Origin of the sequence: Lentzea albidocapillata subsp. violacea, from assembly GCF_900100275.1 — a bacterium.
In the GTDB taxonomy this organism is placed as follows: domain Bacteria; phylum Actinomycetota; class Actinomycetes; order Mycobacteriales; family Pseudonocardiaceae; genus Lentzea; species Lentzea violacea.
Window position 1 is genome coordinate 1 of the sequence record NZ_FNET01000040.1, and the last position, 22,096, is coordinate 22,096.

A 22,096-nucleotide genomic window follows, 5' to 3' on the forward strand; every position below is an offset into this window, starting at 1 on the left:
GCTATGGCGCGACTCGTGATGGGACCCCACCGCCTGGCCCGTTCGGTAAGGACGGCTCGCCTTCGGCATTGCGTTGGGGGTGCCGTCTTCTTAGTCGTGGTTTGCCGATGTCTCCTCGTTTTACGAGGATGATCCACGCTGTGATCGTCACCAGGGTTGAGACTGCGCCGCCGATGATGATCGGGGCTCTGCCGTTGATTTCGCCCAGCCAACCCATCAGTGGGCCGCCTACCGGGTTGCCGCCTAGGAAGACCAGCATGTAGATGCCCATCACGCGGCCGCGCATCTCTGGTTCCACTGCTAGTTGGATGGTGGCGTTGGCTGTGGTGTTGAAGGTCATCATCGCTACGCCTACCGGGATCATCATCAGGCCGGTCAGGAGCATTGTGGGCATCATGCCCGAGATGATTTCCAGGATGCCGAAGATTACGCCTGAGCCGATGAACACTGTCATCTTTGGCGTTTTTCGTTTGGCTGCCAGGGTTGCGCCTGCGAGCGTGCCTACGGCTATTAGGGTGGAGAGTAGGCCGTAGGCGTCTGCGTCGCCGCCGAAGACGTTGCGGGCCATGATTGCCAGGGTCATGTAGAAGTTCATGCCGAAGGTGGCGATGAAGAACACCAGGAGCATGACCGTCATTAGGTCTGGTCGGCTTCTGACGTAGCGGAGGCCTGAGAGGAGTTGGCCCTTTTCGCGGGGGAGGGGGTCGGAGCGCAGTAGTTGCTTTGTTCGCATCAGCCAGATGCCGCCTACTACGCCTACGAAGCTGATGGCGTTCGCCAGGAAGACCCAGCCGGTGCCTATTGCCACGATCGCCAGGCCTGCGATGGCCGGGCCGATGATGCGGGCCAGGTTGAACATCATCGAGTTGATCGCCACGGCGTTGGTCAGTTGGTCGCGGCCGACCATTTCCACTACGAACGATTGGCGTACTGGGGTTTCTACCGCCGAGAAGGTGCCTAGTAGCAGGCAGAGGAGGTAGACGTGCCAGAGTTCCACTACTCCGGTCACGTCGAGGATGCCCAGGGCCAGGGCGCAGATGGCCAGTGCTGATTCGAGCCAGAGCAGGAGTTTGCGCTTGTCCATGCGGTCGGCCAGGACGCCGCCCCACATGGAGAGCAGCAGGACCGGGAGGAACTGGAGCGAGGCGGCTATGCCGAGGGCCATGGGGGAGCCGTTGGAGAGTTCCAGGACGAGCCAGTCCTGGGCCACTCGCTGCATCCACACGCCGACCAGCGAGATGATCTGGCCCGAGGCGTAGAGGCGGTAGTTGTATATGCCTAACGATCCGAACATTCCGGTACGACGAGGTGGCGAACTGTCTGCTCCACCACCCGCGTAACCCGACACGTTCTTACCGGCCCGCCATCCTGTCGATGATTTCGGCGGCCTGTGTGAGCAGTTCCCGTTCTTCGGGGTCCAGCTCGGCCAGCCTCTTGTCCAGCCACGCTTCGCGGGCCGTGATCTCGTCTTCCAGGTACGACAAGCCTTCGCCCGTGAGCTCGACGATGGCTTGACGGCCGTCGGTGGGGTGCGGGCTTCGTGTTGCGAAGCCGAACTCCTCCAGGGCGGCGATCACGCGCGTCATCGACGGTGGCTGCACGCCTTCTTTGGCCGCCAGTTCGCCTGGGGTCAGCGGTCCGCACTTGTGCAGTGTGGAGAGCGCGGACACCTGGGTGAGCGACACCGACGAGTTGGTGCGCTGTGCCCGCAGGCGGCGGTTGAGGCGAACGACGGCAAGCCTGAGCCTGCTCGCCAGTCCGTGCTGATCGATCGCCACGTAGTTAGCATACCTCACGAAATAGTTTCCTGCCGAAAGGTCAGCCCAGCAGGCCCTGGATCGGTCCCAGTGAGAAGTAGACGACAAAAGCGGCCGCCACGATCCACATCAGCGGGTGGATTCCGCGCGACTTGCCCGTCATGGCCTTGAGCAGCACGTAGCTGACGAAGCCGGCGCCGATACCGTTCGCGATCGAGTAGGTGAACGGCATGACGACGATCGTGAGGAACGCGGGGAGGGCGATGGTGAAGTCGCTGAAGTCGATCTCGCGGATCTGCATCATCATCAACGCGCCGACGATCACCAGCGCGGGGGCGGCCGCCTCGATCGGCACGACCTGGTAGAGCGGCGTGAAGAACATCGCCAGGAGGAACAGGACGCCGGTCACGACGTTCGCGAGGCCCGTCCTGGCGCCCTCCGCGATGCCGGACGCCGACTCGATGTAGACGGTGTTCGACGAGCTGGACGCGGCACCGCCGGCGACGGCGCCGAGGCCGTCGACGAACAGGGCCTTGCTGACGTTGGGCAGCTGGCCGTCCTTGTCGATCAGGCCGCCTTCCTTGCCCAGGCCGGTCATCGTGCCGACGGTGTCGAAGAAGTCGGTGAGCACGAGGGTGAAGACGATCAGCGCGGCGGCCAGGGCCGGGAGCCTGGTCCAGGCGCCGAACGACACTTCGCCGAGCAGGCTGAGGTCAGGAACGCCGAAGACCTGGTCGGGCAGGGCGGGGTAGCCGAGGTTCCAGCCCTTGGCGTTGACGCCGGCGGACGGGCCCGCCTTGACGATGGCCTCGAGGACGATCGCGAAGACGGCCGTCGCGACGATGCCGATGAGGATCGCGCCCTTGATCCTGCGTGCGAACAGCACACCCGTGAGCACGAGGCCCACGACGAAGACGAGGGTCGGCCAGCTCGCGATCGACCCGTTGATGCCCAGGCCGACCGGCACGGTGGTGCCGGCGGCGTCCGGGAGCCGGCGGACGAAGCCGGCGTCGACCAGGCCGATGAAGGTGATGAACAGGCCGATGCCGACCGCGATCGCGGCTTTGAGCTCGTTCGGCACGGCGTTGAACACCGCGGTCCGCACACCCGTCACGACCAGCAGGAGGACGACGAGGCCGTTGACGAGGATCAGGCCCATCGCCTCCGGCCAGGTGACCTTCGCCGCCACGGACACCGCGACGAACGAGTTGATGCCCAGGCCCGTGGCCAGCGCGAACGGGTAGTTGGCGATCAGTCCGAAGAGGATGGTCATCACGCCGGCGACCAGTGCCGTCACCGCCGCCACCTGGCCGACGGGAAGGATGTTGCCGAGCACGTCGGGGTGCGCGCCGGGACCGGTCGGGGCGAAGCTGCCGATGATCAGCGGGTTCAGCACGACGATGTACGCCATCGTGAAGAACGTCACGACACCGCCGCGCACCTCGCGCGCCACGGTCGACCCGCGCTCGGAAATCTTGAAGAACCCGTCCAGCATCTGCTCTCCTTACGGTGTGTCCGAACGCGACTCCGCCCCACACCCGCCCTCGTTGCCGCACAGGCTGGCAGATCCCGTGCCTGTCGTGCTGGGTGGTACCGCCCTGTGGTTCCTCGGATTTTTCGTGGTCCTGCTCGTCGATCGTTCGAACAGCACCCTGATCTGGACGACCCTGTCCGGAAGCTCGCTCGGGATCATCGGGTACGGAGTGTTCTACTGGCAACGCCGGGCCGCGAGGCGAGGGTCACGTGGAGCCCAGCAGGGCCTCGAGGACGCGTAGCCGCGCGTGGTCCTGGTCGCCGACTGGGTTCGGCTGCTGATCGTCTGCGTCGTCTTCGTGGTCGCCGCCGGGGCCGTCGTGCGGTTCACCGGCCTTACCGCGGTGGCCCCGTTCTTCACGGCGTCCGCCCGTGCGGTACTCCAGCTCGCGGCCGTGTCGGTCGTGATCACGTTCGTCCTCACCCACCTCGGGCTCACGTGGGCGTTCCTCGTCGTGATGGCCGCCGTGGCCACCGCGACGTCCGCCCGCCGCACCGAGACCGGGCGCAAGGGCGTCTGGGTGGCGCTTGCGATCCTGGTGGGCACCGTTCCCGCGCTCGGCCTGCTGCTCGGCATCGGCCTGCTCCCGGTCAGAGGCATCGCACTGATCCCGGTGGGCGGCATCCTGATCGGCGGCGCGATGACCGCCACCACGTTGTCGGCGCGGAGGGCCCTCGACACGTTCAGGGACCGCCACGGCGAGTACGAGGCGGCTCGCGCTCTGGGCTTCGGTGAACGCGCCGCGGTCGGCCTGATCGTCCGGCAACCGGCCGCGGAGGCGTTGATCCCGGCCCTCGACCAGACCAGGACGGTCGGGCTTGTCACTCTTCCGGGTGCATTTGTCGGAATGCTGCTCGGTGGTGCGCCGGTCTGGCAGGCCGGTGCCCTGCAGATCGTGGTGCTCTTGGCCCTGCTGGCGGTCGAGGCCGCCGCCGTGGCGACTGTGGTCGAGCTCGTCGCCAGGGGGCTGATCAGGAGGGGTTCCCAAGGTAGCGAAGTTAGGCTAACCTAAGTCTCGTCGCTTCGTGGTGGGAGCGGCAGTCAGTTCGGGAACGGACGAGGCCCCCCTCTGGGCAGAGGGGGGCCTCGTCGTATTCAGCAGCAGGAGCTTGTCGGAGCATCCACTGCCGAAGCTTCAGAGCTGCAGACCGTTCTGGCCGGCCCGCGCCGCCTCGAAGCGGGCGCTGACGTCGTCCCAGTTGACGACGTTCCACAGCGCCGAGATGTAGTCGGCCTTCAGGTTGCGGTACTGCAGGTAGTACGCGTGCTCCCAGATGTCGAACGCGAGCAGCGGCGTCGTCGCGATCGACAGGTTCGAGTGGTGGTCCTTGAGCTGCAGCGTGACCAGTTTCTGGCCGATCGGCTCCCACGCGAGGATGCCCCAGCCGGAGCCCTGGATCGAGGACGCGGCGGCGTTGAGCTGGCCGCGGAACTTGTCGAACGAGCCGAAGTGCTCGTCGATGGCGGCCGCGAGCTCGCCGACCGGCTTGTCGCCGCCGTTGGGCGAGAGGTTCTTCCACCACACCTGGTGCAGCGCGTGGCCCGCCAGGTGGAACGCCAGCGTGGTCTCGAGGCCGACGATCGAGCCGAAGGAGTCCTTGTCGCGGGCTTCCTCGATCTGCTCCAGCGTGTCGTTCGCGCCCTTGACGTAGGCGGCGTGGTGCTTGCCGTGGTGCAGCTCGTTGATCTCACCGATGATCGCCGGCTCGAGGTCGCCGTAGTCGTAGTCGAGATCCGGCAGCACGTACTGGCCCATGACATCTCCTGCAATCTCTTGGTACTTGCAACTTACTAGCAACAAGAGTCAGTTAACCAGTTGCCGACGGCCTCGATGTTTCGCCTGGTGACCGCGTCGGCCTGATCGCGCCCAACGGCATCGGCAAGTCCACGTTGCCGCACCGGAACCGTCGCGCACCTGACGCGGGAGACCCTCCACGCGCACGATCGGCGGGTCGCATCGGTCATGCGGGTGGATCGCGCGATCAACGTGCGCGACCTTCTCACGTTTCCTCCTGTGAAGGGTGGAAGATATGAGTCATGACCACCGAGGAGGACTGGCCGGTCGAACAGACCTGGTCGATGCGCAACACCCACTGGCACGCCTATGTGGAGCACACGTCACTCGATCACGCCTCTCCTCGGCAGGTTCGGCTGGAACGCACCCCAGAGGAAGTGCTGACGTCGCCGGCCGAGGTCGCCGCGTGGCTGGAGGTCAATCTCCGCAGCGCGACGAGGCCCGAGGAGACCGGCAAGAAACGAGTGACGGACGAACGCGACTTCACCGACTCGAACCGGGTGCACGCCTCGCTGGCGTCGCGCGGTGAGTCGATCTACACCGGAGTGAAGGGTGAGCTGACGCTGGCGGTCGAGGCTGTGACCCCGGACGAGTGCCGGACTTCCCATGACGGTGCGGACGTCGCGCCGTTGAAGGCAGGTCGCCGCCGATAGGTTGTTCCCCGGAGATCACGCTCTGGGGTGTGTCGCGGAGGATAGGCCGGTCGCGGGGACCGGCCTATCCAACGAGTTCCAGCCGTTGGTCCGGTGGTAGGGCCTAGCCGACGTTCCACGTGTGCACGGGCTCGCCCGCGTGCATCAGCTCCATGTACCGCTTGAGCATGCCGGACAGCGCCGCGTCTCTCGACATGCCGCGTTCTTCCAGCAGTGCAACGGTTTCCCGCTGCCACGACGATCCCGTGCGCCGCGCCAGGCAGCGCTGCTCGATCACGCCGAGGTAGCGCTCGCGGGCCTCGTCGGAGACGCCGCAGTCGCGCAGGCCCTCGTGCGCCATCGGCAGGAGCCGGCGCAGCACCAGCTCGTCCGGTGGGATCCAGCCGATGCCCGGCCAGTACAGCTGGGCGTGCATGCCGTGCCTGGCGCCGGTGTAGAGGTTCTCCTCGGCCGCCTGGAACGACATCTGCGTCCACAGTGGACGCTCCTGCGAGGTGAGCGCGCGCTGGGCGCCGTAGAAGAAGGCGGCGTTGGCCATCGTGTCGAGCACCGTGGGGCCGGCGGGCAGGACCCGGTTCTCGACGCGCAGGTGCGGCACGCCGTCGACCACGTCGTAGACCGGGCGGTTCCACCGCCAGATCGTGCCGTTGTGCAGGCGCAGTTCGGAAAGTCGAGGTGCGCCACCGGCTTCCAAGACCTCCAACGGGTCCTCGTCGTCGGTTTCGGGCAGCAGGCTGGGGAAGTAGCGCACGTTCTCCTCGAACAGGTCGAAGATCGACGTGATCCACCGTTCACCGAACCACACGCGCGGACGGACGCCCTGGTTCTTCAGCTCGTCCGGGCGGGTGTCGGTGGCCTGCTGGAACAACGGGATCCGGGTCTCGTGCCAGAGCGCCTTGCCCAGCAGGAAGGCCGAGTTCGCGGCGATGGCGACCTGGACCCCGGCCAGGCACTGCGCGGCGTTCCAGTGCGCGGCGAAGTGCGTCGGCTCGACCTGCAGATGCAGCTGCACCGAGGTGCACGCGGCCTCCGGCAGGATCGAGTCCGCGTAGCTGAGCAGCTTCTCCGGCCCTTTGCCCGGCATCGGCGGGCCCTCCATGTGCAGCACCATCTCCTCGCCGCGGGCCTTGAAGATGGTGTCGTTGAGCAGCGCGTACCGCGGTGCCTCGGAGAGCCACTTGCGGTCGAAGTGCCGCTCCCGCAACGTGGGCAGCAGGCCGATCATGGCGAGGTTGGCGCCCGCGTCGTTGGCCTTGGAGTCCGCGTTGTCGAGCGACTGCCGCAGTTCCTCCTCCAGGCCGAGCATCTCACCCCCGGCGAGCTCTCGCGGGGGGACGTTGATCTCCAGGTTCTGCTGTCCCAGCTCCAGGGTGTAGGAGGGATCGTCGATCTTCTCGAGGACCTCCGAGTTCGCCATCGCCGGCCGCATCGCGTCGTCGACGAGGTTCAGCTCGATCTCGAGCCCCATCTGGCGACGGGGAAAGGAGAACGTGTCTTCGGCCAGCATCGTGGCCAGTGCGTCGAGACTCCGCTGCATCTTCTCCCGATAACGCTGGCGGTCGTCTCTGGTGAAAGTGCGGCTGGACACTTCACTTCCCATGCCGCTACCCCTTCGCTCGGCGCCGGTGGGCGCGGGCCAGGCGGAACGCCAAAAGTGACACAGCGGAATCCCCCTTTACATCGCCCAAATCGGTGCTCTCTGTCACGTGGAGGTAACAACCAGCGATCATCCGCTGGTCGGGCGTGTGCGGTTCCGCCCTCCGGCCTACCTCGCCTGTTCCACACCGGGCCGGATGCGAAACTTCCGGCGTGGCTGACGTGTTCGAGATCTACGACCCGGCTGACGCCCGGCTGGACGACTTCCGCGACCTGTCGACGGCCGATCGCAGGCCCGACCGGCCGGGAGGACGGGGTCTCGTCATCGCCGAAGGTGTCGTCGTGGTGGAACGTCTGCTGGCATCGCCGTACCCGGTGCGCGGGCTGCTCGGGGTGCGGCGCAGGATCGAGGCTCTGGACCTTTCTGACCTGGACGTTCCCGCCTACGTGACGTCAGCAGAGGTTATGGCGTCGGTCGTTGGTTTCCACTTGAACCGGGGTGTACTCGCGGCGGCCGATCGCGCTCCCGCGGTGTCGTTCGACGAGCTCGTCTCGGGTGCCCAGCGCCTCGCCGTGCTCGAAGGCGTGGGCGACCACGAGAACCTCGGATCGATCTTCCGCAACGCCGCCGCGCTGGGCGTCGACGGCGTCGTTCTGGGCCCGGGCTGCAGCGATCCGCTGTACCGGCGCAGCGTGCGGGTCTCGATGGGGCACGTGCTGCGCGTGCCGTTCGCTACCACGGATCAGTGGCCCGCGGCGCTGAACCTGTTGCGGCAAAAGGGTTATACAGTTGCCGCGCTGACGCCCCGTCCCACCGCCCTGCATCTTGCGGATGCCGGCTTGCGCGGCCGTCGCGTGGCGGTCCTGCTCGGCTCGGAGGGGCCGGGCCTCACCGACGAGGCCATCGACGCCGCCGACCTGGCCGTGCGCATCCCGATGTCGTCGGGCGTGGACTCGCTGAACGTGGCCACCGCGGGCGCGGTGGCGTTCCACGCGTTGCTTTAGAGCCTTTCGGGCCTTTTCGAGCCTTAGAGCAACGTCAGGATCAGGGCCAGCCAGGCGACGAGCACCCCGGTCACGACGCCGTACGCGACCCAGCGCCACACCGGCACGCGGCGCCCCAGCCAGACACTCGGCGCGAGACCACCGACGACCAGCACGTTCGCGACCAGGGCGAGCCACCGGCTCGTCTCACCCAGACCCAGCGACAACGACACGACGGTCACCGTGACGATCGCGGCCGTGATGACGCTGACCGTGAGCCCGGTGCCCCACGGCGTCGGCTCCGGCTCGGCCTCCGTGGTGACCGCGGCCTCGACCGGCGTCTCGGGTGCGTCGACGGTGAGCAGGTCGCCGCTGACCGGGTCGGTGTAGCTGACGGGGGAGTTCATGACCGCGGCGATCCTGCCCGCGAGCTGCTTGCCTCTGCGTGAGATCAGCGCGCCGGCCACGCCGTCGGACGGCGTCTCGGTGCGCACCACCGCGTCGGCGACCTTGGCCCACTCGTGCAGTGCCTCGGCGAGATCGGCACCGAGGGGCAGGCTGTGCGGGTCGACCTCGCGTTCACCGGAATCGTCTTCTCCGGCGAGCACGGCACGGCCGTCGCGGACTCGCAACTCCACAGAGCCCTCCTTGGTCTGGCTTTCGGGCAGAACCTATCGGACGGGGGAGGGGCGGGAGAACGGATGAGGGGTTTGGGGCGCGGTGGCGGCCTGGCGATGCGGGCGGTCGCCTTGCTTGGGCGGGCGGGTTGGGGGCGTGCGGGTCGGCTTGTGTGGGCTTGTCGCGTTCCAGCGGGGTGGTCGCCTGCCGTGCGGGTGGTCGCCTTGCGTGGGCGGGCGGGTTGGCACCGCGCGGGTCGGCTTGCGTGCGCTTGTCACGTTCCAGCGGGGTGGTCACCAATGCGGTCAGGTCGCCGTGCGTGGGTGGCTGGGCGGGCTGTACCGGGTCGGTGCCGGTCATCGCCGCTGCGCGTCGATAGCGATTGGGGCTTGACCTTGAGCCTCTGGCGGGATGCTTGACGGCCGGAAAGGCCGGGCTGAAAAGCGCCCGGCCGTGCCCGTGAGGGGAGCATCCCGCCCACTCAAGGTCAAGCCCCAATCGCCGGGGTTGGTTGCGTCATTACCGCTTGACCGGCAGGGAGAGGTTCACACGCCTCGGCTTCGCCGTTGCGTTGGGCGGCAGGGCGGCTTGGCTTCGCCGTTGCCCTGTGCGTGCGGGAGGGACGCCTCGGCTTCGCCGTTGCGTTGGGCGGCAGGGTGGCTCGGCTCCGCCATCGCCCTGGGCGTGCGGAGGGATGCCTTGGCTCCGGCATTGCGGTGGCTGGGGGAGGTGGTTTGCCATGTCTTGGCCGTGCGGTGGCCCGTGTGGTTGCCGGGCCAGGCGGGGAGTCGTGAGGTCGCGTTCGCGCCAGATCCCCATTGGCGCGAACGCGACCTTCAGGCCTACGCGAGCGAGTCGCGCCAGGCCGTGTGCAGGGCGGCGAACCTGCCCCGCTCACCGATCAGCTCCTCGGGGGAGCCGTCTTCCACCACAATGCCACCATCCAGTACCAGGACGCGGTCCGCGATCAGGACCGTTGACAGGCGGTGGGCGATGATGAACGCGGTTCGGTCGGCGAGCACTGTTTCCAGGGCTGCCTGTACGGCGCGTTCGGTGGGTACGTCCAGGGATGATGTTGCCTCATCCAGGACCAGTACCGCGGGGTCCGCGAGGAACGCGCGGGCGAAGGCGACCATCTGGCGCTGTCCTGCGGACAGGCGGCCGCCTCGTTTGCGGACGTCCGTGTCGTAGCCGTTCGGGAGGGCGGCGATGAACTCGTGTGCGCCCACCTCGGCTGCGGCGGCCTCGATCTCTGCCCGCGACGCTGATGGACGGCCCAGGGCGATGTTGTCCGCCACCGAGCCGGAGAACAGGAAGTTCTCCTGCGTCACCATCACCACGGCCCTGCGTAGGTCTGTGTCCGTCACCGAGCGTAGGTCCGTACCGTCCAGCTGCACGGAACCCGCTGACGGGTCGTAGAAGCGGGCGACGAGCTTTGCCACCGTGGTCTTGCCGGCGCCGGTTGCGCCCACCAGTGCCACGGTCTGGCCCGCCGGCACGTCCAGCGTGAAGCGGGGCAGCACCTGCCGGGACGTGCCGGGGTACTGGAACTCCACGTCGGCGAACCGGACGGCGCCCCTGGCGTGCGGCATGGCCACCGGTGACGACGGTTCCGGTACGGACGGCTGTTCCTCCAGGACGCCCGAGATCTTCTCCAGGGCGGCGGTGGCGGAGGAGTAGGAGTTCGCGAACATCGCCAGTTCGTCGAACGGGTCGTAGAAGCGGCGCAGGTACAGCATGAACGCCGCGAGCACGCCCAGTTCGATGGCGCCGCCCGCCACCCGGTATGCGCCCCAGGCCAGGACCACGGCCAGTGACACGTTGCCGATGACGCGGATCGTCGCGACGAACGTGGCCATGACGCCCAGGGCGTCGGTGTTCGCGTCGCGGAACTGGCCGTTGAAGCCCGACATGATCTGCTCGTTGCGGGGCTGGCGCCGGAACGCCTGCACCGCGCGGATGCCGTTCATGGACTCCACGAACTGCACGATGATCTTGGCGATCGCGCCGCGGGTGCCCCGGTACGCCTCCATCGAACGGCGGCGGAACCAGCGCCACAGGAAGTACAGCGGCACGAAGCCCGCGATCACGACCGACGCCAGCGGGGCGTCGAGCCAGATCAGGATCACCGCGATGCCGACCACCGACAGCGCGGCGTTGAACAGGCTGTCCAAGCCCTCTTCCAGCAGGTCCTGCAACGCGTCGACGTCGCTGGTCAGCCGGGAGATGACCTTGCCGGACGTGTACGACTCGTGGAAGCCGACCGACAGGCCCTGCGAGTGCCGGAAGATCCGGCCGCGCAGGTCCAGCAGCAGGTCCTGGCCCACCCGGCCGGAGATCCGCAGGAACGCCCAGCGCAGGAACGTCATCAGCAGCGCGCAGACGCCGTAGCCCACCACGCACCAGATCAGGATCGCCGGATCGCCGCCCACCGCCGCGGGGATGCCCCGGTCGATGGCGGCGGCGATCAGCAGCGGGCCCGCGAGCGCCGCCACGTTGCCGCTGACCACCGCGGCGATCGCCAGCGACGTGCGGGCGACGTGCGGGCGCAGCAACGAGCCCAGCAGCCTGCGCGAGCGGGCCTGCAGGCGCAGACCCGTTGAGTACGAGATCTCCTCGATCTCCTCGGCGGCGACGCCGCGCCACTCTTCTTCAGCCGCAACAGGTGCGACAACTTCACTCACGACGCCACCTCCTCTTCGATCAGGTCATCGTCCATACTGGACAGAAGACGCCGGTACTCATCGTTGGTGTCCAACAACTCCCGGTGCGAGCCGATCGCCTCGATCTTGCCGTCGACCAGCAACGCCACGCGGTCGGCCAGCTGCACGGTCGACGACCGGTGTGCCACGACCAACGCCGTCGTCTCGCTCAGCACGCGCCGCAGCGCGCCCTCCACCTCGGCCTCGGTGTGGACGTCCAACGCGGACAGCGGGTCGTCCAGCACCAGCACCGCCGGCTTGCCGACGACCGCGCGGGCCAGCGCGAGCCGCTGCCGCTGACCACCGGACAGCGACAGGCCCTGCTCGCCGATCCGGGTCGCGAGACCCCACGGCAGGGCCTCCACGAACTCCTCCGCCCTGGCCACCCGCAACGCCTCGCGCACCTGGGCCTCGGTGACGTCCGGCAGGCCCAGGCCGACGTTCTCGGTCACCGACGCGGAGAACAGCACCGGTTCCTCGAACGCCGTGCCCACTACGGTCCGCAGGTCCTCCAGCGAGAGGTCCCGCACGTCGGTGCCGTCGATGGTGATCCGGCCGCCGGTCACGTCCGCGAGCCGCGGCACCAGCGCGGTCAGCGTCGTCTTGCCCGATCCCGTCGCACCGACCAGCGCCACCGTCTCACCGGGACGCAGGTCGAGGTCGACGCCGGACAGCACCTCGCGGCCGTCCTCGAACGCGAACCGCACGCCCTCGAAACGAACGTGCCCGCGCAGCGGCGTGGGCAGCGGCGCGGGCGAGGCGGGGCCGGTGATCGCGACGGGGGAGTCGATGACCTCCCAGTACCGTTCCAGCGCCGAGGCGGTCTGGTTCGTCTCCGCCAGCAACCAGCCGATGGAGTCGACCGGCCAGCGCAGGTACGCGCTCACCGCGACCGCGGCGACCAGCGTGCCGACCGTCATCCAGCCCTGCACGATGCCGACCGCGCCGACGGCGAGCATGCCCGCGATCGACAGCTCCGGCAGCACGATCAGCACCGACCACAGCGCGGCCAGGATCGAGATCTTGTTCAGCTCGGTCGTCCGCAGTTCACGGGCCTGCGCCAGGAACCGCTTCGACAGCTCCGGCCCGCGCCCGAACGCCTTGAGCACCCGGATGCCGAGCACCGACTCCTCGACCGTCGTGGTCAGGTCGCCCGCCTGGTCCTGCGCCCTGCGCGCGACGACCTTGAACTTCGCCTCGAAGAAGTACGAGATGACGATCAACGGCAGCGCGCCGCACAGCGACACGATCAGCAGCCACGGCGAGAGCGACGCGATGATGCCCAGCCCGATCACCACGACCACGCTGTTCACGATCAGGAAGACGATCGCGAACGCCACGAACCGCCGCACGGTCGTGAGGTCGTTCGTGGCACGTGACAGCAACTGACCGGACTGCCACCGGTCGTGGAACGACACCGGCAGCCGCTGCAGGTGCTGGTACAGGTCGAACCGCATGCGCGCCTCGACCTCGGCCGCCGGGCGGGCGACGATCTTGCGCCGGATGTAGAACAGCACCGCCTCGCCGATGCCGAGCACCAGCACGCCGGCGATCAGCCACGGCAGCGGACCGGTCTGTTTGTTCTGAATCGGACCGTCGACGATGCGCTGCGTCAGCAGCGGGATGCCGAGACCGCACAGCATCGCGAGCATCGTCGCCGACAGCACGACAGTCATCCTCGCGCGGTGCGGCCGCACGTACGGCCACAACCTTCGCAAGGTCCTGATCGTCGAGTTACGTTGATCGCTCACGCGGTGAGCCCCCTCCAGGTCGTCTCCACGGTACGAAGTACGACCGACAGTCAGCATCCGGTTTTTCTCTCACCGGAGCCTCCTGTCTCGACTTAGGTCGAGGTCAAGGGCACGATGAACACCATGACGCGGTTTCTGCGAACCGAGCAGACGATGGCGTTTCCACACGGACGGCTCATCGCCTCACACGACGGAGTGAACTTCGTCCTGGCCCCGGACGGCTGGGACCGGCTCGTCGGCGCACGCCCCAGACACGCCATGCTCGTCTCCCGTGAGGACGCGGAGGACTGGTGCGAACGAGAGGGCTGGGACCTGCACCTGCTCGACGAGGTGCCGGCTACCTCTTGAAGGTGAACAGGCTGACCAGCCCGTAGGCGACGGCCGCGAGCAACGCCTCGGCGTGGTGCCGGTTGGTGAACCACCCGAGGACGGGTTCGTGCACCTTGAAGTAGAGCCCGAGGCCCAGCACGATCGGTCCGAGCAGGATGATCGGCCACACCGGCCGCACCCCGAAGACCCACAGCACCGGCCCGGCCAGCACCAGCGACGACACGAGCGCGAGCGGCAGCCCGATCAGCACCAGCAGCAGGAACGTCGACATCGACGTGCTGTCGAGCCACGACTTCAGGAAGCCCGACTCGTACGCCCACGTCCACCCGAGCACCAGCCCGGCCCCGACGGCCATCGACAGGACGACCCGGAACAACAGCCGGCGTCCTGTCCTGCCTGTCTTGCCCGTGGTGCTCTGCTCCGTCACGCCGTCCACCGTAGCCAGCGGCCACCGCGGAGCCAAGGCACTACCCGGCCGCTGCCTGCCGAACGTGGTCGCGAGCGCGAGACGTCGTCACCACCGCCCCCAGGGCGTACGCGGAGGCGGCCAGGAGCACCGTGACCAAGCGCAGCACCTCGCTCTCGAGCGAGAACATGCCGAGGACGGCGGCGTAGACGACGAACAGGGTCCACAGCAGCGAGCCGGCCGAAGCGGCGGCGGCACAGCGCCCCGTGCGCGCCAGTGCGAGCCCACCCGCGGTGAGGCCGCTGCCGACGAGCAGCCAGATCGGCAAGGTCTGCAACGCCAGCTCGGTTCGGTGGAAGATGAACTCGGACCCGGCGAACATCGCCTGGAACCCGAACCCGGCGACCGCGCCGGACACCGCCCCGGCCGCGGCACGCTTGAGCGGCACACGGTTCGTCTCAGGCAGGTGCACAACGCCGGTCCCCAACGAGGCGATCGTGTACGCGACGCAGGGCACGATCACCGTCGCGTACGCCACGAAACGCAGATCGTCCTGCCCGTGCAGATGGAAGTAGGCGGCCTCGACGTAGAGCACCGCGAGGCCCAGCACCACCCACAGCCCGCTGCCGATCCCGGCCGTCCGCCCGCCGCCTTCCTGGTACCCCAACCGGAAACCGAACGTGATCAGCACGCACGCCACGAACATCCAGAAGAAGAAGAACGACGGGAGCAGCACCAGGGCGGCAACGCCGCATTCCGTGCGGCCGGGCCCGTCGCAGAACCACGCGAACGTGTACACGGCCAGCAGAAGACCGGCGCCGGCCATCGCACCGGCCACAGCCCCGACGACAGCGCGCAGCAACATGCGCCTACAGGTACCTGATCAGGCCGCCTGAACGGGCGGGCCTTCACGAACCCTCCACAGCACCTTCACCGGTGCGCCGATCTGCGGTCGCCATGGCAGGCAGGGCATAGCCGACGGCACCTGCCAGCGCGAGCACGAAGTGTCCGCCCCGGTCCGGCCACCCGGCGCGCATGCCGATCAGCACCAGTCCGATGACGAACATCAACAGCACCACGCTCGTCGCCCCCACGAAGGCGGTAGGCCAGGCAGGAGAGAACCGCGCGAGCTTGAGCAGCCCCCAGCCCACGAGTGTCCAGACGACCACCAACGCCGGTGCCGCGATCAACAGCGTGAAGAAGGCGGCTCCGATTCCGCTGTTGCCCGTATACAAGCCGCCGGCCGGGAGGACCGACAAGATCCATCCGAGCGAGCACAACGCCCCGACCAACGCCGCCTTCAGTGCTCTCATACCCGGATCATCGGGTCGGCAACGGCCGGTTGCCATCCGCAGAACTACTCAGCGCCACGCGGCGCCGTGAGCACGGCGATCAACGCGTACAGCGCGGCGAACACCGCGAAGGCCAAGAAGGTCACACCCAGCAGCAGCACCATCGCGACCACCGCCATGAGCGTCGCGGGCACGGCGACCAGCCATGCCCGCGACACGTCAAGCGATCGCAGTGCCAACCCGCCCGCCACCGACCCCGCCACGGCGAAGATCGGTATCGAGGTCACGAAGGCCCCGAGGCAGCCCCAGTCGTCCTTCGAGCAGACAGCGCCCGAAGCGAGGAGCTCGAACATTCCCCACCAGGCCAGCCCGAGGAGTGCACCCACTCCGGCAGCCAGCGCGACACGACGTCCCACGGCGTCAGCGTCTCACTCAGCGGTTCGACCGCACGCCCAGTAAAACGTCCTCCCACGAAGGGACGATGGGGTGGTTCTTCTTGCCCCGCTTCGGAGGAGGGTCCTTGCGGACCGGGTTCTCCGCGGCGGGCTCCTGCTCCTTCTTCACCGGTGGTGCAGGCGGGGCAGGAACGGGTTCCGGCTCGGGCAGCGTCTCCTGAACCGGCTTCTCGGCCACGGCCGGAGCCGGCGCCGCCACGGGGGCAGGCGCCTGGGCCGGGACCGGCAGTGGCTCCTCGGCGACGGGGATCGGCGGGAGGGCCGGAGTCGCCTCCAGGGCCTGCCGCGCGAGCTGCGTCACCGGGCGCACCGTGCGCAGCGTCCGGTTCGGGTTCGGGTCCATCAGGTCGACGGCGACGTCGTCGAGCGCCGTGACCGTGCCGCCCTGCGCACCGGGGTGGAACGCCCAGTGCGCGCGGTTGTCCGAGCGCCCGGTCTTCCAGTGCAGCTGCACGATCCAGCGACCGTCGTCGCCCTTCCACGAGTCCCAGCTGGTGTCGGACAGGTCGTGTCCGCGCAGGCCGAACGAGTGCGCGACGACCTCGCCGAGCGTCTGCACGTCCGGGCCGTCCTCACGGACCGGGTGCGCGCGCTGGGCCATGTCGGCCGTGCGCGAACGCTCCAGCAGAACGGGGTAGGCGAAGCGCTCGATGCGGTGCGTCGGCATGCCGGAGGCGGCCGCGACCTGGTCGATCGACTCGCCGGCACGGATGCGGGCCTGGATCTCCCGGGGCCGCATCTGGGCCTCGCCGGACTCGATCTGCATCTGGCCGAGACGCGCCAGATCACCGCGCAGGGCCGCCCGAAGACGCTCGTCCGCGGGGAGCGTGAAGCGCTCGCCGCGGTTTTCGGGGTCCTCGAGGATGACGGACTTGCCGTCCTCGTCGAGCCCGATGACTCGCAGCGCTCGCATCGTGGCCTCCCTGAATTCGCACCTCGCCAGCAGACAACGTTAGGACAACGAGCCCCCGATGAGTGGGAGACTCGCCGATATCTATACGTGATCTTGCCAGTTCACGAGGGTTGCCGCACTCCCGTTTCCGGAAGGTTCACCTGGACCACGAGGCCTCCTCCCCCGTTCGGACGAGCCTTCGCCGCGCCCTGGTGCGCCCTCGCCACGGACTGCACGATCGACAGCCCGAGGCCGGATCCGGCGGTTCCGGTGCGGTCGCGGAGCCGGCGGAACGGCTCGAACAATCCGGGTACTGCCTGGGCAGGCACGGTGGGACCGGTGTTGGTGACGACCAGTTCCCGATCGAGCTCCACCGAGACGGAACCGCCCGGTTTGTTGTAGAGCACGGCGTTGCGCAACAGGTTGCCGACGAGCTGGGCGAGTAGGACCGGATCACCGTCGACCAGATACCTGCGCGTCCGAACCGCGAACGTGACCTTTTTCTCCGAAGCCAGAGCCGCACAGGACTCGATTTCGTCGTCGATCACCTCGTCAAGCCACACCAGCTCACGCGTGGCGAGACCGCGGTCACTGCGAGCGAGCACCAACAGCCCATCGATGAGCTTCTCGCTTCGTTCGTTCGTGTCGAGCAGGTGCGTTCCGAGACGCCGCATGTCGTCGTTCGCGTCCGGGGCGGCCAACGCCACCTCGATCAACGTCCGCTGCACGGCCAACGGCGTGCGCAGCTCGTGCGAGGCGTTCGCGACGAACCGCTTCTGGCTGTCGAACGACGACGCGAGCCGGTCGAGCATGCCGTCGAAGGTGTCCGCGAGCTCCTTGAGCTCGTCCGGCGGCCCGTCCAGCTCGATGCGCTGGTCCAGTCGCTCGGCCTCCAGCCGGTGCGCGGTCGACGTGATCGAGTGCAACGGCGCCAGCACCCGTCCGGCCACCACCCAGCCGAGCCAGACGGCGAGCACGGCCGCCACCAGCAACGCGATGATCGACTGCCAGAGCAGCGTGCTCATCGTGGCCGCTTTGAACTGCTCGGCGGTGAACACCCGGGTTTCGGCCGGCAGCTGCGCCGCTTCCATCGTCACGAAGTCCCCGTACACGTCGGTCGGCATCGCCCGCGCGACCGACACTCCGTCCAGCGGCATCGTCTCGGCGACCAGCCAGTAGTTGAGCCCGATCAACGCGACGCCCGCGATCAGGAACACCCCGGCGTACCAGGCCGTCAGCCTGGTCCGGAGCGTCATGAGCCGAACCGGTAGCCGGCGCCGGGCACGGTCTGGATGACCTGAGGCGCGCCCAGCTTGCGGCGCAGCGTCATCACCGCCACCCGCACGGCGTTGGTGAACGGGTCCGCGTGCTCGTCCCAGGCCTTCTCCAGCAGTTCCTCCGGACTCACCACGTTGCCCTCCGCCCGCATCAGCACCTCCAGCACGGCGAACTCCTTCGGCGAGAGCGGGAGGAACTTCCCTTCACGCATCGCCTGGTGCCGTGGCAGGTCCAGCGTCACACCCGCCCGTTCGAGCACCGGCGGCAGGGCGGGTCGCGCCCGGCGGCCCAGCGCCTGCACGCGGGCCACGAGCTCGGCGAACGCGAACGGCTTGGTCAGGTAGTCGTCGGCACCGATCCCGAGCCCGGCCACCCGATCGTCCACTTCGGCCGCTGCCGTCAGCATCAGCACCCGTGCCTCACCTCCGGTCGCGTGCACGGCCTTGCACACCTCGTCACCGTGCACGAGGGGCAGATCCCGGTCGAGCACCACGACGTCGTACGCGTGCACTCCCACCCGTTCCAACGCCGCTTCACCGTCGTAGCAGACGTCGACCGCCATCGAGAACCTGCGCAACCCCTCGGCGATCGTGTCCGCGAGCAGCTGTTCGTCCTCGACCACCAGCACACGCATGACACCTATCTTCCGCGCAACGGGCATAAGCGCCGGATAAGGCCTTTCGCTTAACGCCGCCGAATGCCGCCCTCCGTAGACCTGTCCCCATGAAATCCACCATCGCAGTGTTGCTGGGCCTGCTCCTGGCGCTCACCGCCTGCGGGTCGAAAGAGCAGCCCGGCGGAGCCCAGAAGAACGAGAAGGGCGACATGGTCAAGTTCGCCCAGTGCATGCGGGACAACGGTGTCGACATGCCGGACCCGAAGGAGAGCGACAACGGTGCGGGCATCGCGATCCAGGCGCCCGGCGACGGGGCTCCGGACATGGAGAAGATGAACGCCGCCCACGAGGCCTGCAAGCAGCACCTGCCCAACGGCGGCGAGTTCAAGCCGCCGTCGCCCGAGGAGCAGGACAAGATGCGCCAGAACGCGAAGTGCATGCGCGACAGGGGTCACAACTGGCCGGACCCGAAGTTCGAGGGCGGCGGCATGACCGAGTCGATCGAGATGCCGGACATGGAGGACGAGAAGGTCAAGCAGGACATGAAGGACTGCGGCATGGGTGAAGGCATGGTAGCGACGAGGCCCATCGGATGAAGCGCCAGGTGAACAGGAAGATCGTCGTCGCCGCACTCGTCGCCGCCGTGGTGCTCGGCACCGGTGGGGTCGTCGTCCTCACGAGAATCGCCTCCAACCAGGCCAACGCCGCACCGTTGCAGAACGACCCGTCCAAGACCGCGCCGGTCAAGAAGACGAACCTCGCGGACCAGCAGTCGGTGACCGGCCAGCTCGGCTTCGGCGCGGAACGAGCGCTGGCCAGCCGGAAAAGTGGCACCATCACCGGCCTGCCGAATCAGGGCGCTGTCATCGACCAGGGCAAACCGGTGTTCCACTCGGACGCCAAACCGGTGCCGCTGTTCTACGGCGCGATGCCCCTCTACCGCGATCTCGAAGCGGGCATGTCGAACGGACCGGACGTCAAGGTGGTGGAGGAGAACCTCGCCGCTCTGGGGTTCAAGGACTTCGGCGCCCCCGACGAGAAGTTCACCTCGTACACGGCATCCGCGCTGAAGAAGTGGCAGAAGGCCAACGGCCTGGAACAGAACGGAAAACTCGGCTCCGGTGACGTGATCGTCCAACCTGGAGCGATCCGCGTCGCGTCCTTGACCGCTCAGCTCGGCGCACCCGCCGGCGGCGACCTGATGAAGGTCACCGGCACCGAACGCGCGGTGACCGTCGAGCTGGAGCAGTCCAAGCAGCGCCTCGCCAAGGTGGGCGAGAAGGTCGAGCTGTCGATCACCGGCGGCAAGGCCACCACCGGCACCATCACCGGCGTCACCCGCAACCCCGGTGACCCGAACCAGGGCCAGAAGCCGAAGCTCGTCCTCACGATCTCCGTCGACGACCCCAAGGCCGCCGAGGGCGTCGATAGCGGCAGCGTCACCACGTTGTTCACGGTGTCGAAGAAGCAGAACGTGCTCGCGGTCCCGATCGGCGCGCTCCTCGCGTTGAACGAGGGCGGCTACGGCGTGGTCGGCGAGGACGGCAGGACCATCCCGGTCACCGTCGGCATCTTCGCCAAGGGCCAGGTCGAGGTGCAGGGCGAGGGCCTGCGCGAGGGCATGAAGGTGGTGACCACCGAGTGATCACCGTCGACCACGCGAGCCGGACGTATCCCGGTGGTGTGCAGGCGTTGCGCGACGTCTCCCTGACCGTCGGGGGCGGGGAGATGCTCGCGATCGTGGGACCGTCCGGCTCGGGGAAGTCGACCCTGCTGCACCTGATGGGCACGCTCGACAAGCCGACGACAGGGACCGTGGAGATCGACGGCAACGACATCTCCACCTTGTCCGACAACGCTTTGTCGGCGCTGCGAGCGCGGACGATCGGGTTCGTGTTCCAGCAGTTCTTCCTCACCGACGGACTGTCCGCGATCGAGAACGTGGCCGCGGGGCTCGTCTACGCCGGCGTGCCGCGTTCGAAGAGACGGTCCATGGCGATGTCCGCTTTGGACAGAGTCGGGCTGATCCACCGCGCGCTGCACAAGCCGCACGAACTGTCCGGCGGTGAACGTCAGCGGGTCGCGATCGCGCGGGCCGTGGTGAACACACCGGGGATCCTGCTGGCCGACGAGCCGACCGGGAACCTGGACACGAAGAACGGCGCGGGCGTGCTGGAGTTGCTGGAGAGTCTCAACTCCGATGGCACGACGATCGTGATGATCACGCACGACCGGGACATCGCGGCGTGGGCGCCGCGCAAGGTCGAGGTCCGCGACGGGGTGATCGTGTGATCGACCTGCTGCGCCTCGGGTTCTTCGGCATGCGGACCCGCCCGATCCGCGCGGTGTTGTCCGCCCTGGGCATCGCGATCGGCATCGCCGCCGTGGTCGCGGTCGTCGGCATCCCGGCCTCCAGCGCCGCCGCGTTGAACGAGAAGATGTCCAAGCTGGGCACCAACCTCCTGACCGCCGCGCCCGGCCAGGACTTCTTCGGCCAGGACGCGAAGCTGCCGGAGACCGCGGTGCCGATGGCCAAGCGGATCGGCGCGGTGTCGGCGGCCAGTGCCACCGGCAAGCTCTCCGCGAGCGTCCGCAAGAACGACCTCGTGCCGTCGAGTGACACGCTCGGGCTGCAGGTGCAGGCGGCGGAGAAGGACCTGCTGAAGGTGCTGGGTGCCGAGGTCCGCGAGGGCAGGTGGCTCTCGTCGGGCGAGAAGTCGGTGGTGCTCGGGGGCACCGCGGCGTCACGTCTGGGCGTGGACAAGCCCGGTGTGCAGCTGTGGATCGACGGGCAGTGGTTCACCGTCGTCGGCATCCTCGGGCCGTTGCCGCTCTCCCCGGAGATCGACAGGTCCGCGCTGATCGGCTGGGACGCGGCCAAGGAGGCGTTCGGGTTCGAGGGCAACGCGAACACGGTCTACGTGCGCACGTCCCCGGACCAGGTCGACAACGTTCGCAACCTGCTCGGCCCGACGCTGAACCCGCAGAAGTCCAACGAGGTCAAGGTTTCCCGGCCGTCGGATGCGCTGGAAGCGCAGCAGCTGGCCGAGAGTTCCTACAACGCGCTGTTCCTGGGTTTGGGCGGAGTCGCGTTGTTGGTGGGTGGCGTCGGCGTGGCGAACACGATGGTGATCTCGGTGCTGGAACGGCGCAGGGAGATCGGTCTGCGGCGGGCGCTCGGGGCGACCCGGCGGCAGATCCGGTGGCAGTTCCTGACCGAGTCGGTGCTGCTCTCAGGCCTCGGCGGACTGGTCGGCGTGATCGTGGGAATCGCGGTCACGGCTGGATATTCGATCAGTCAGCAATGGCCCGCGGCACTGCCGTGGCCGGCCCTGCTCGGGGGAGTGGGCTCGGCGATCCTCATCGGCGCCATCGCCGGCGTCTATCCCGCGGTGCGGGCGGCACGTCAGTCGCCCACGGAAGCACTTGCCTGAAAA

Annotated in this window: 24 protein-coding genes; 9 read left to right on the forward strand and 15 right to left on the reverse strand. The window is 68.1% G+C overall.

Annotated elements, in window-relative coordinates; genetic code table 11:
• Nucleotide 1: 1 nt before the first annotated feature.
• The 3 genes from BLR21_RS40315 to BLR21_RS40325 are packed head-to-tail and all read right to left on the reverse strand — an operon-like array spanning nucleotide 2 to nucleotide 3,252.
• Nucleotides 2-1,294, reverse strand: a complete 1,293-nt coding sequence (locus tag BLR21_RS40315) for an MFS transporter (RefSeq protein WP_090015325.1) — start codon at nucleotides 1,292-1,294, stop codon at nucleotides 2-4.
• 58 nt (nucleotides 1,295-1,352) lie between these two features.
• On the reverse strand, nucleotides 1,353-1,778 hold the full coding sequence (locus BLR21_RS40320) for a MarR family winged helix-turn-helix transcriptional regulator (RefSeq protein ID WP_420843940.1): 426 nt from the start codon (nucleotides 1,776-1,778) through the stop codon (nucleotides 1,353-1,355).
• Nucleotides 1,779-1,818: 40 nt separating this feature from the next.
• Nucleotides 1,819-3,252, reverse strand: coding sequence for an NCS2 family permease (locus BLR21_RS40325; protein ID WP_090015327.1), 1,434 nt, complete (start codon nucleotides 3,250-3,252; stop codon nucleotides 1,819-1,821).
• 16 nt (nucleotides 3,253-3,268) lie between these two features.
• On the opposite strand from BLR21_RS40325, the gene BLR21_RS40330 reads away from it, so the two are divergent.
• The gene (locus BLR21_RS40330) at nucleotides 3,269-3,532 is read left to right on the forward strand and encodes a DUF2530 domain-containing protein (RefSeq protein ID WP_256335247.1); all 264 of its coding nucleotides are present in this window, start codon (nucleotides 3,269-3,271) and stop codon (nucleotides 3,530-3,532) included.
• A 6-nt stretch (nucleotides 3,533-3,538) separates the two neighbouring features.
• Nucleotides 3,539-4,303 (forward strand): ABC transporter permease, encoded by a 765-nt coding sequence (locus BLR21_RS40335; protein ID WP_218131119.1) that lies wholly within the window; start codon nucleotides 3,539-3,541, stop codon nucleotides 4,301-4,303.
• Between the two features lie 123 nt (nucleotides 4,304-4,426).
• Here the strand turns inward: BLR21_RS40335 and BLR21_RS40340 are convergent, their stop codons facing one another.
• Nucleotides 4,427-5,047, reverse strand: a complete 621-nt coding sequence (locus tag BLR21_RS40340) for a superoxide dismutase (protein ID WP_090015331.1) — start codon at nucleotides 5,045-5,047, stop codon at nucleotides 4,427-4,429.
• A gap of 281 nt (nucleotides 5,048-5,328) precedes the next feature.
• Here BLR21_RS40340 and BLR21_RS40345 point away from each other — a divergent pair, with 281 nt between their 5' ends.
• Nucleotides 5,329-5,739 (forward strand): hypothetical protein, encoded by a 411-nt coding sequence (locus BLR21_RS40345; RefSeq protein ID WP_090015332.1) that lies wholly within the window; start codon nucleotides 5,329-5,331, stop codon nucleotides 5,737-5,739.
• A 103-nt stretch (nucleotides 5,740-5,842) separates the two neighbouring features.
• On the opposite strand, the gene BLR21_RS40350 is transcribed toward BLR21_RS40345, so the two are convergent.
• Nucleotides 5,843-7,339, reverse strand: coding sequence for a glutamate-cysteine ligase family protein (locus BLR21_RS40350; protein ID WP_090015335.1), 1,497 nt, complete (start codon nucleotides 7,337-7,339; stop codon nucleotides 5,843-5,845).
• A 209-nt stretch (nucleotides 7,340-7,548) separates the two neighbouring features.
• Between BLR21_RS40350 and BLR21_RS40355 the strand changes: the two genes are divergently transcribed.
• Nucleotides 7,549-8,340, forward strand: a complete 792-nt coding sequence (locus tag BLR21_RS40355) for a TrmH family RNA methyltransferase (protein ID WP_090015337.1) — start codon at nucleotides 7,549-7,551, stop codon at nucleotides 8,338-8,340.
• 23 nt (nucleotides 8,341-8,363) lie between these two features.
• Here the strand turns inward: BLR21_RS40355 and BLR21_RS40360 are convergent, their stop codons facing one another.
• From BLR21_RS40360 to BLR21_RS40370, 3 genes are all read right to left on the reverse strand, one after another.
• Nucleotides 8,364-8,957 (reverse strand): DUF2537 domain-containing protein, encoded by a 594-nt coding sequence (locus tag BLR21_RS40360; protein WP_090015338.1) that lies wholly within the window; start codon nucleotides 8,955-8,957, stop codon nucleotides 8,364-8,366.
• Nucleotides 8,958-9,779: 822 nt separating this feature from the next.
• Nucleotides 9,780-11,621, reverse strand: a complete 1,842-nt coding sequence (locus tag BLR21_RS40365; protein ID WP_090015340.1) for an ABC transporter ATP-binding protein — start codon at nucleotides 11,619-11,621, stop codon at nucleotides 9,780-9,782.
• On the reverse strand, nucleotides 11,618-13,357 hold the full coding sequence (locus BLR21_RS40370; RefSeq protein ID WP_256335248.1) for an ABC transporter ATP-binding protein: 1,740 nt from the start codon (nucleotides 13,355-13,357) through the stop codon (nucleotides 11,618-11,620). Before BLR21_RS40370 ends, BLR21_RS40365 begins: the two co-directional genes overlap by 4 nt.
• Nucleotides 13,358-13,513: 156 nt before the next feature.
• On the opposite strand from BLR21_RS40370, the gene BLR21_RS40375 reads away from it, so the two are divergent.
• The gene (locus tag BLR21_RS40375) at nucleotides 13,514-13,738 is read left to right on the forward strand and encodes a hypothetical protein (RefSeq protein ID WP_256335249.1); all 225 of its coding nucleotides are present in this window, start codon (nucleotides 13,514-13,516) and stop codon (nucleotides 13,736-13,738) included.
• Here BLR21_RS40375 and BLR21_RS40380 read toward each other — a convergent pair.
• The 7 genes from BLR21_RS40380 to BLR21_RS40410 form a co-directional block, all read right to left on the reverse strand.
• Nucleotides 13,728-14,147, reverse strand: coding sequence for a hypothetical protein (locus tag BLR21_RS40380; protein ID WP_143028127.1), 420 nt, complete (start codon nucleotides 14,145-14,147; stop codon nucleotides 13,728-13,730). The two genes, BLR21_RS40375 and BLR21_RS40380, sit on opposite strands and share 11 nt — an antisense overlap.
• 40 nt (nucleotides 14,148-14,187) lie before the next feature.
• A complete protein-coding gene (locus BLR21_RS40385) occupies nucleotides 14,188-14,991 on the reverse strand; it encodes a hypothetical protein (RefSeq protein ID WP_090015347.1) in 804 nt (267 codons plus the stop codon).
• 43 nt (nucleotides 14,992-15,034) lie between these two features.
• The gene (locus tag BLR21_RS40390) at nucleotides 15,035-15,439 is read right to left on the reverse strand and encodes a hypothetical protein (RefSeq protein ID WP_090015349.1); all 405 of its coding nucleotides are present in this window, start codon (nucleotides 15,437-15,439) and stop codon (nucleotides 15,035-15,037) included.
• A gap of 44 nt (nucleotides 15,440-15,483) precedes the next feature.
• Nucleotides 15,484-15,834, reverse strand: coding sequence for a hypothetical protein (locus tag BLR21_RS40395; RefSeq protein WP_143028128.1), 351 nt, complete (start codon nucleotides 15,832-15,834; stop codon nucleotides 15,484-15,486).
• A gap of 16 nt (nucleotides 15,835-15,850) precedes the next feature.
• Nucleotides 15,851-16,786: a septation protein SepH gene (gene sepH, locus BLR21_RS40400; RefSeq protein WP_090015353.1), complete on the reverse strand. Its 936-nt coding sequence runs from the start codon at nucleotides 16,784-16,786 to the stop codon at nucleotides 15,851-15,853.
• A 101-nt stretch (nucleotides 16,787-16,887) separates the two neighbouring features.
• Nucleotides 16,888-18,021 carry a sensor histidine kinase gene (locus BLR21_RS40405; protein WP_090015355.1) on the reverse strand — a complete coding sequence of 378 codons (1,134 nt, stop codon included), beginning with the start codon at nucleotides 18,019-18,021 and terminating at the stop codon, nucleotides 16,888-16,890.
• Complete coding sequence (locus tag BLR21_RS40410) at nucleotides 18,018-18,677, reverse strand: response regulator transcription factor (protein ID WP_090015357.1); 660 nt, start codon at nucleotides 18,675-18,677, stop codon at nucleotides 18,018-18,020. The genes BLR21_RS40405 and BLR21_RS40410 overlap by 4 nt, the downstream gene beginning before the upstream one ends.
• An 89-nt stretch (nucleotides 18,678-18,766) precedes the next feature.
• Between BLR21_RS40410 and BLR21_RS40415 the strand changes: the two genes are divergently transcribed.
• From BLR21_RS40415 to BLR21_RS40430, 4 genes are read left to right on the forward strand one after another with little or no spacing between them, the layout of a single operon-like run.
• On the forward strand, nucleotides 18,767-19,255 hold the full coding sequence (locus BLR21_RS40415) for a hypothetical protein (RefSeq protein ID WP_143028129.1): 489 nt from the start codon (nucleotides 18,767-18,769) through the stop codon (nucleotides 19,253-19,255).
• On the forward strand, nucleotides 19,252-20,304 hold the full coding sequence (locus BLR21_RS40420; RefSeq protein WP_090015361.1) for a peptidoglycan-binding protein: 1,053 nt from the start codon (nucleotides 19,252-19,254) through the stop codon (nucleotides 20,302-20,304). The genes BLR21_RS40415 and BLR21_RS40420 overlap by 4 nt, the downstream gene beginning before the upstream one ends.
• A complete protein-coding gene (locus BLR21_RS40425; protein ID WP_030480723.1) occupies nucleotides 20,301-20,951 on the forward strand; it encodes an ABC transporter ATP-binding protein in 651 nt (216 codons plus the stop codon). The genes BLR21_RS40420 and BLR21_RS40425 overlap by 4 nt, the downstream gene beginning before the upstream one ends.
• Before the next feature lie 29 nt (nucleotides 20,952-20,980).
• Nucleotides 20,981-22,093, forward strand: coding sequence for an ABC transporter permease (locus BLR21_RS40430; RefSeq protein WP_090015380.1), 1,113 nt, complete (start codon nucleotides 20,981-20,983; stop codon nucleotides 22,091-22,093).
• Nucleotides 22,094-22,096 lie beyond the last annotated feature (3 nt).

Bases quoted from the DNA above. Each gene is read 5' to 3' on its own strand.
- BLR21_RS40315 (WP_090015325.1), bottom strand. From the start codon at position 1,294: ATGTTCGGATCGTTAGGCATATACAACTACCGCCTCTACGCCTCGGGC.
- BLR21_RS40325 (WP_090015327.1), bottom strand. From the start codon at position 3,252: ATGCTGGACGGGTTCTTCAAGATTTCCGAGCGCGGGTCGACCGTGGCG.
- BLR21_RS40340 (WP_090015331.1), bottom strand. From the start codon at position 5,047: ATGGGCCAGTACGTGCTGCCGGATCTCGACTACGACTACGGCGACCTC.
- BLR21_RS40345 (WP_090015332.1), top strand. From the start codon at position 5,329: ATGACCACCGAGGAGGACTGGCCGGTCGAACAGACCTGGTCGATGCGC.
- BLR21_RS40350 (WP_090015335.1), bottom strand. From the start codon at position 7,339: ATGGGAAGTGAAGTGTCCAGCCGCACTTTCACCAGAGACGACCGCCAG.
- BLR21_RS40375 (WP_256335249.1), top strand. From the start codon at position 13,514: ATGACGCGGTTTCTGCGAACCGAGCAGACGATGGCGTTTCCACACGGA.
- BLR21_RS40385 (WP_090015347.1), bottom strand. From the start codon at position 14,991: ATGTTGCTGCGCGCTGTCGTCGGGGCTGTGGCCGGTGCGATGGCCGGC.
- BLR21_RS40390 (WP_090015349.1), bottom strand. From the start codon at position 15,439: ATGAGAGCACTGAAGGCGGCGTTGGTCGGGGCGTTGTGCTCGCTCGGA.
- sepH (WP_090015353.1), bottom strand. From the start codon at position 16,786: ATGCGAGCGCTGCGAGTCATCGGGCTCGACGAGGACGGCAAGTCCGTC.
- BLR21_RS40405 (WP_090015355.1), bottom strand. From the start codon at position 18,021: ATGACGCTCCGGACCAGGCTGACGGCCTGGTACGCCGGGGTGTTCCTG.
- BLR21_RS40410 (WP_090015357.1), bottom strand. From the start codon at position 18,677: ATGCGTGTGCTGGTGGTCGAGGACGAACAGCTGCTCGCGGACACGATC.
- BLR21_RS40415 (WP_143028129.1), top strand. From the start codon at position 18,767: ATGAAATCCACCATCGCAGTGTTGCTGGGCCTGCTCCTGGCGCTCACC.
- BLR21_RS40420 (WP_090015361.1), top strand. From the start codon at position 19,252: ATGAAGCGCCAGGTGAACAGGAAGATCGTCGTCGCCGCACTCGTCGCC.
- BLR21_RS40430 (WP_090015380.1), top strand. From the start codon at position 20,981: ATGCGGACCCGCCCGATCCGCGCGGTGTTGTCCGCCCTGGGCATCGCG.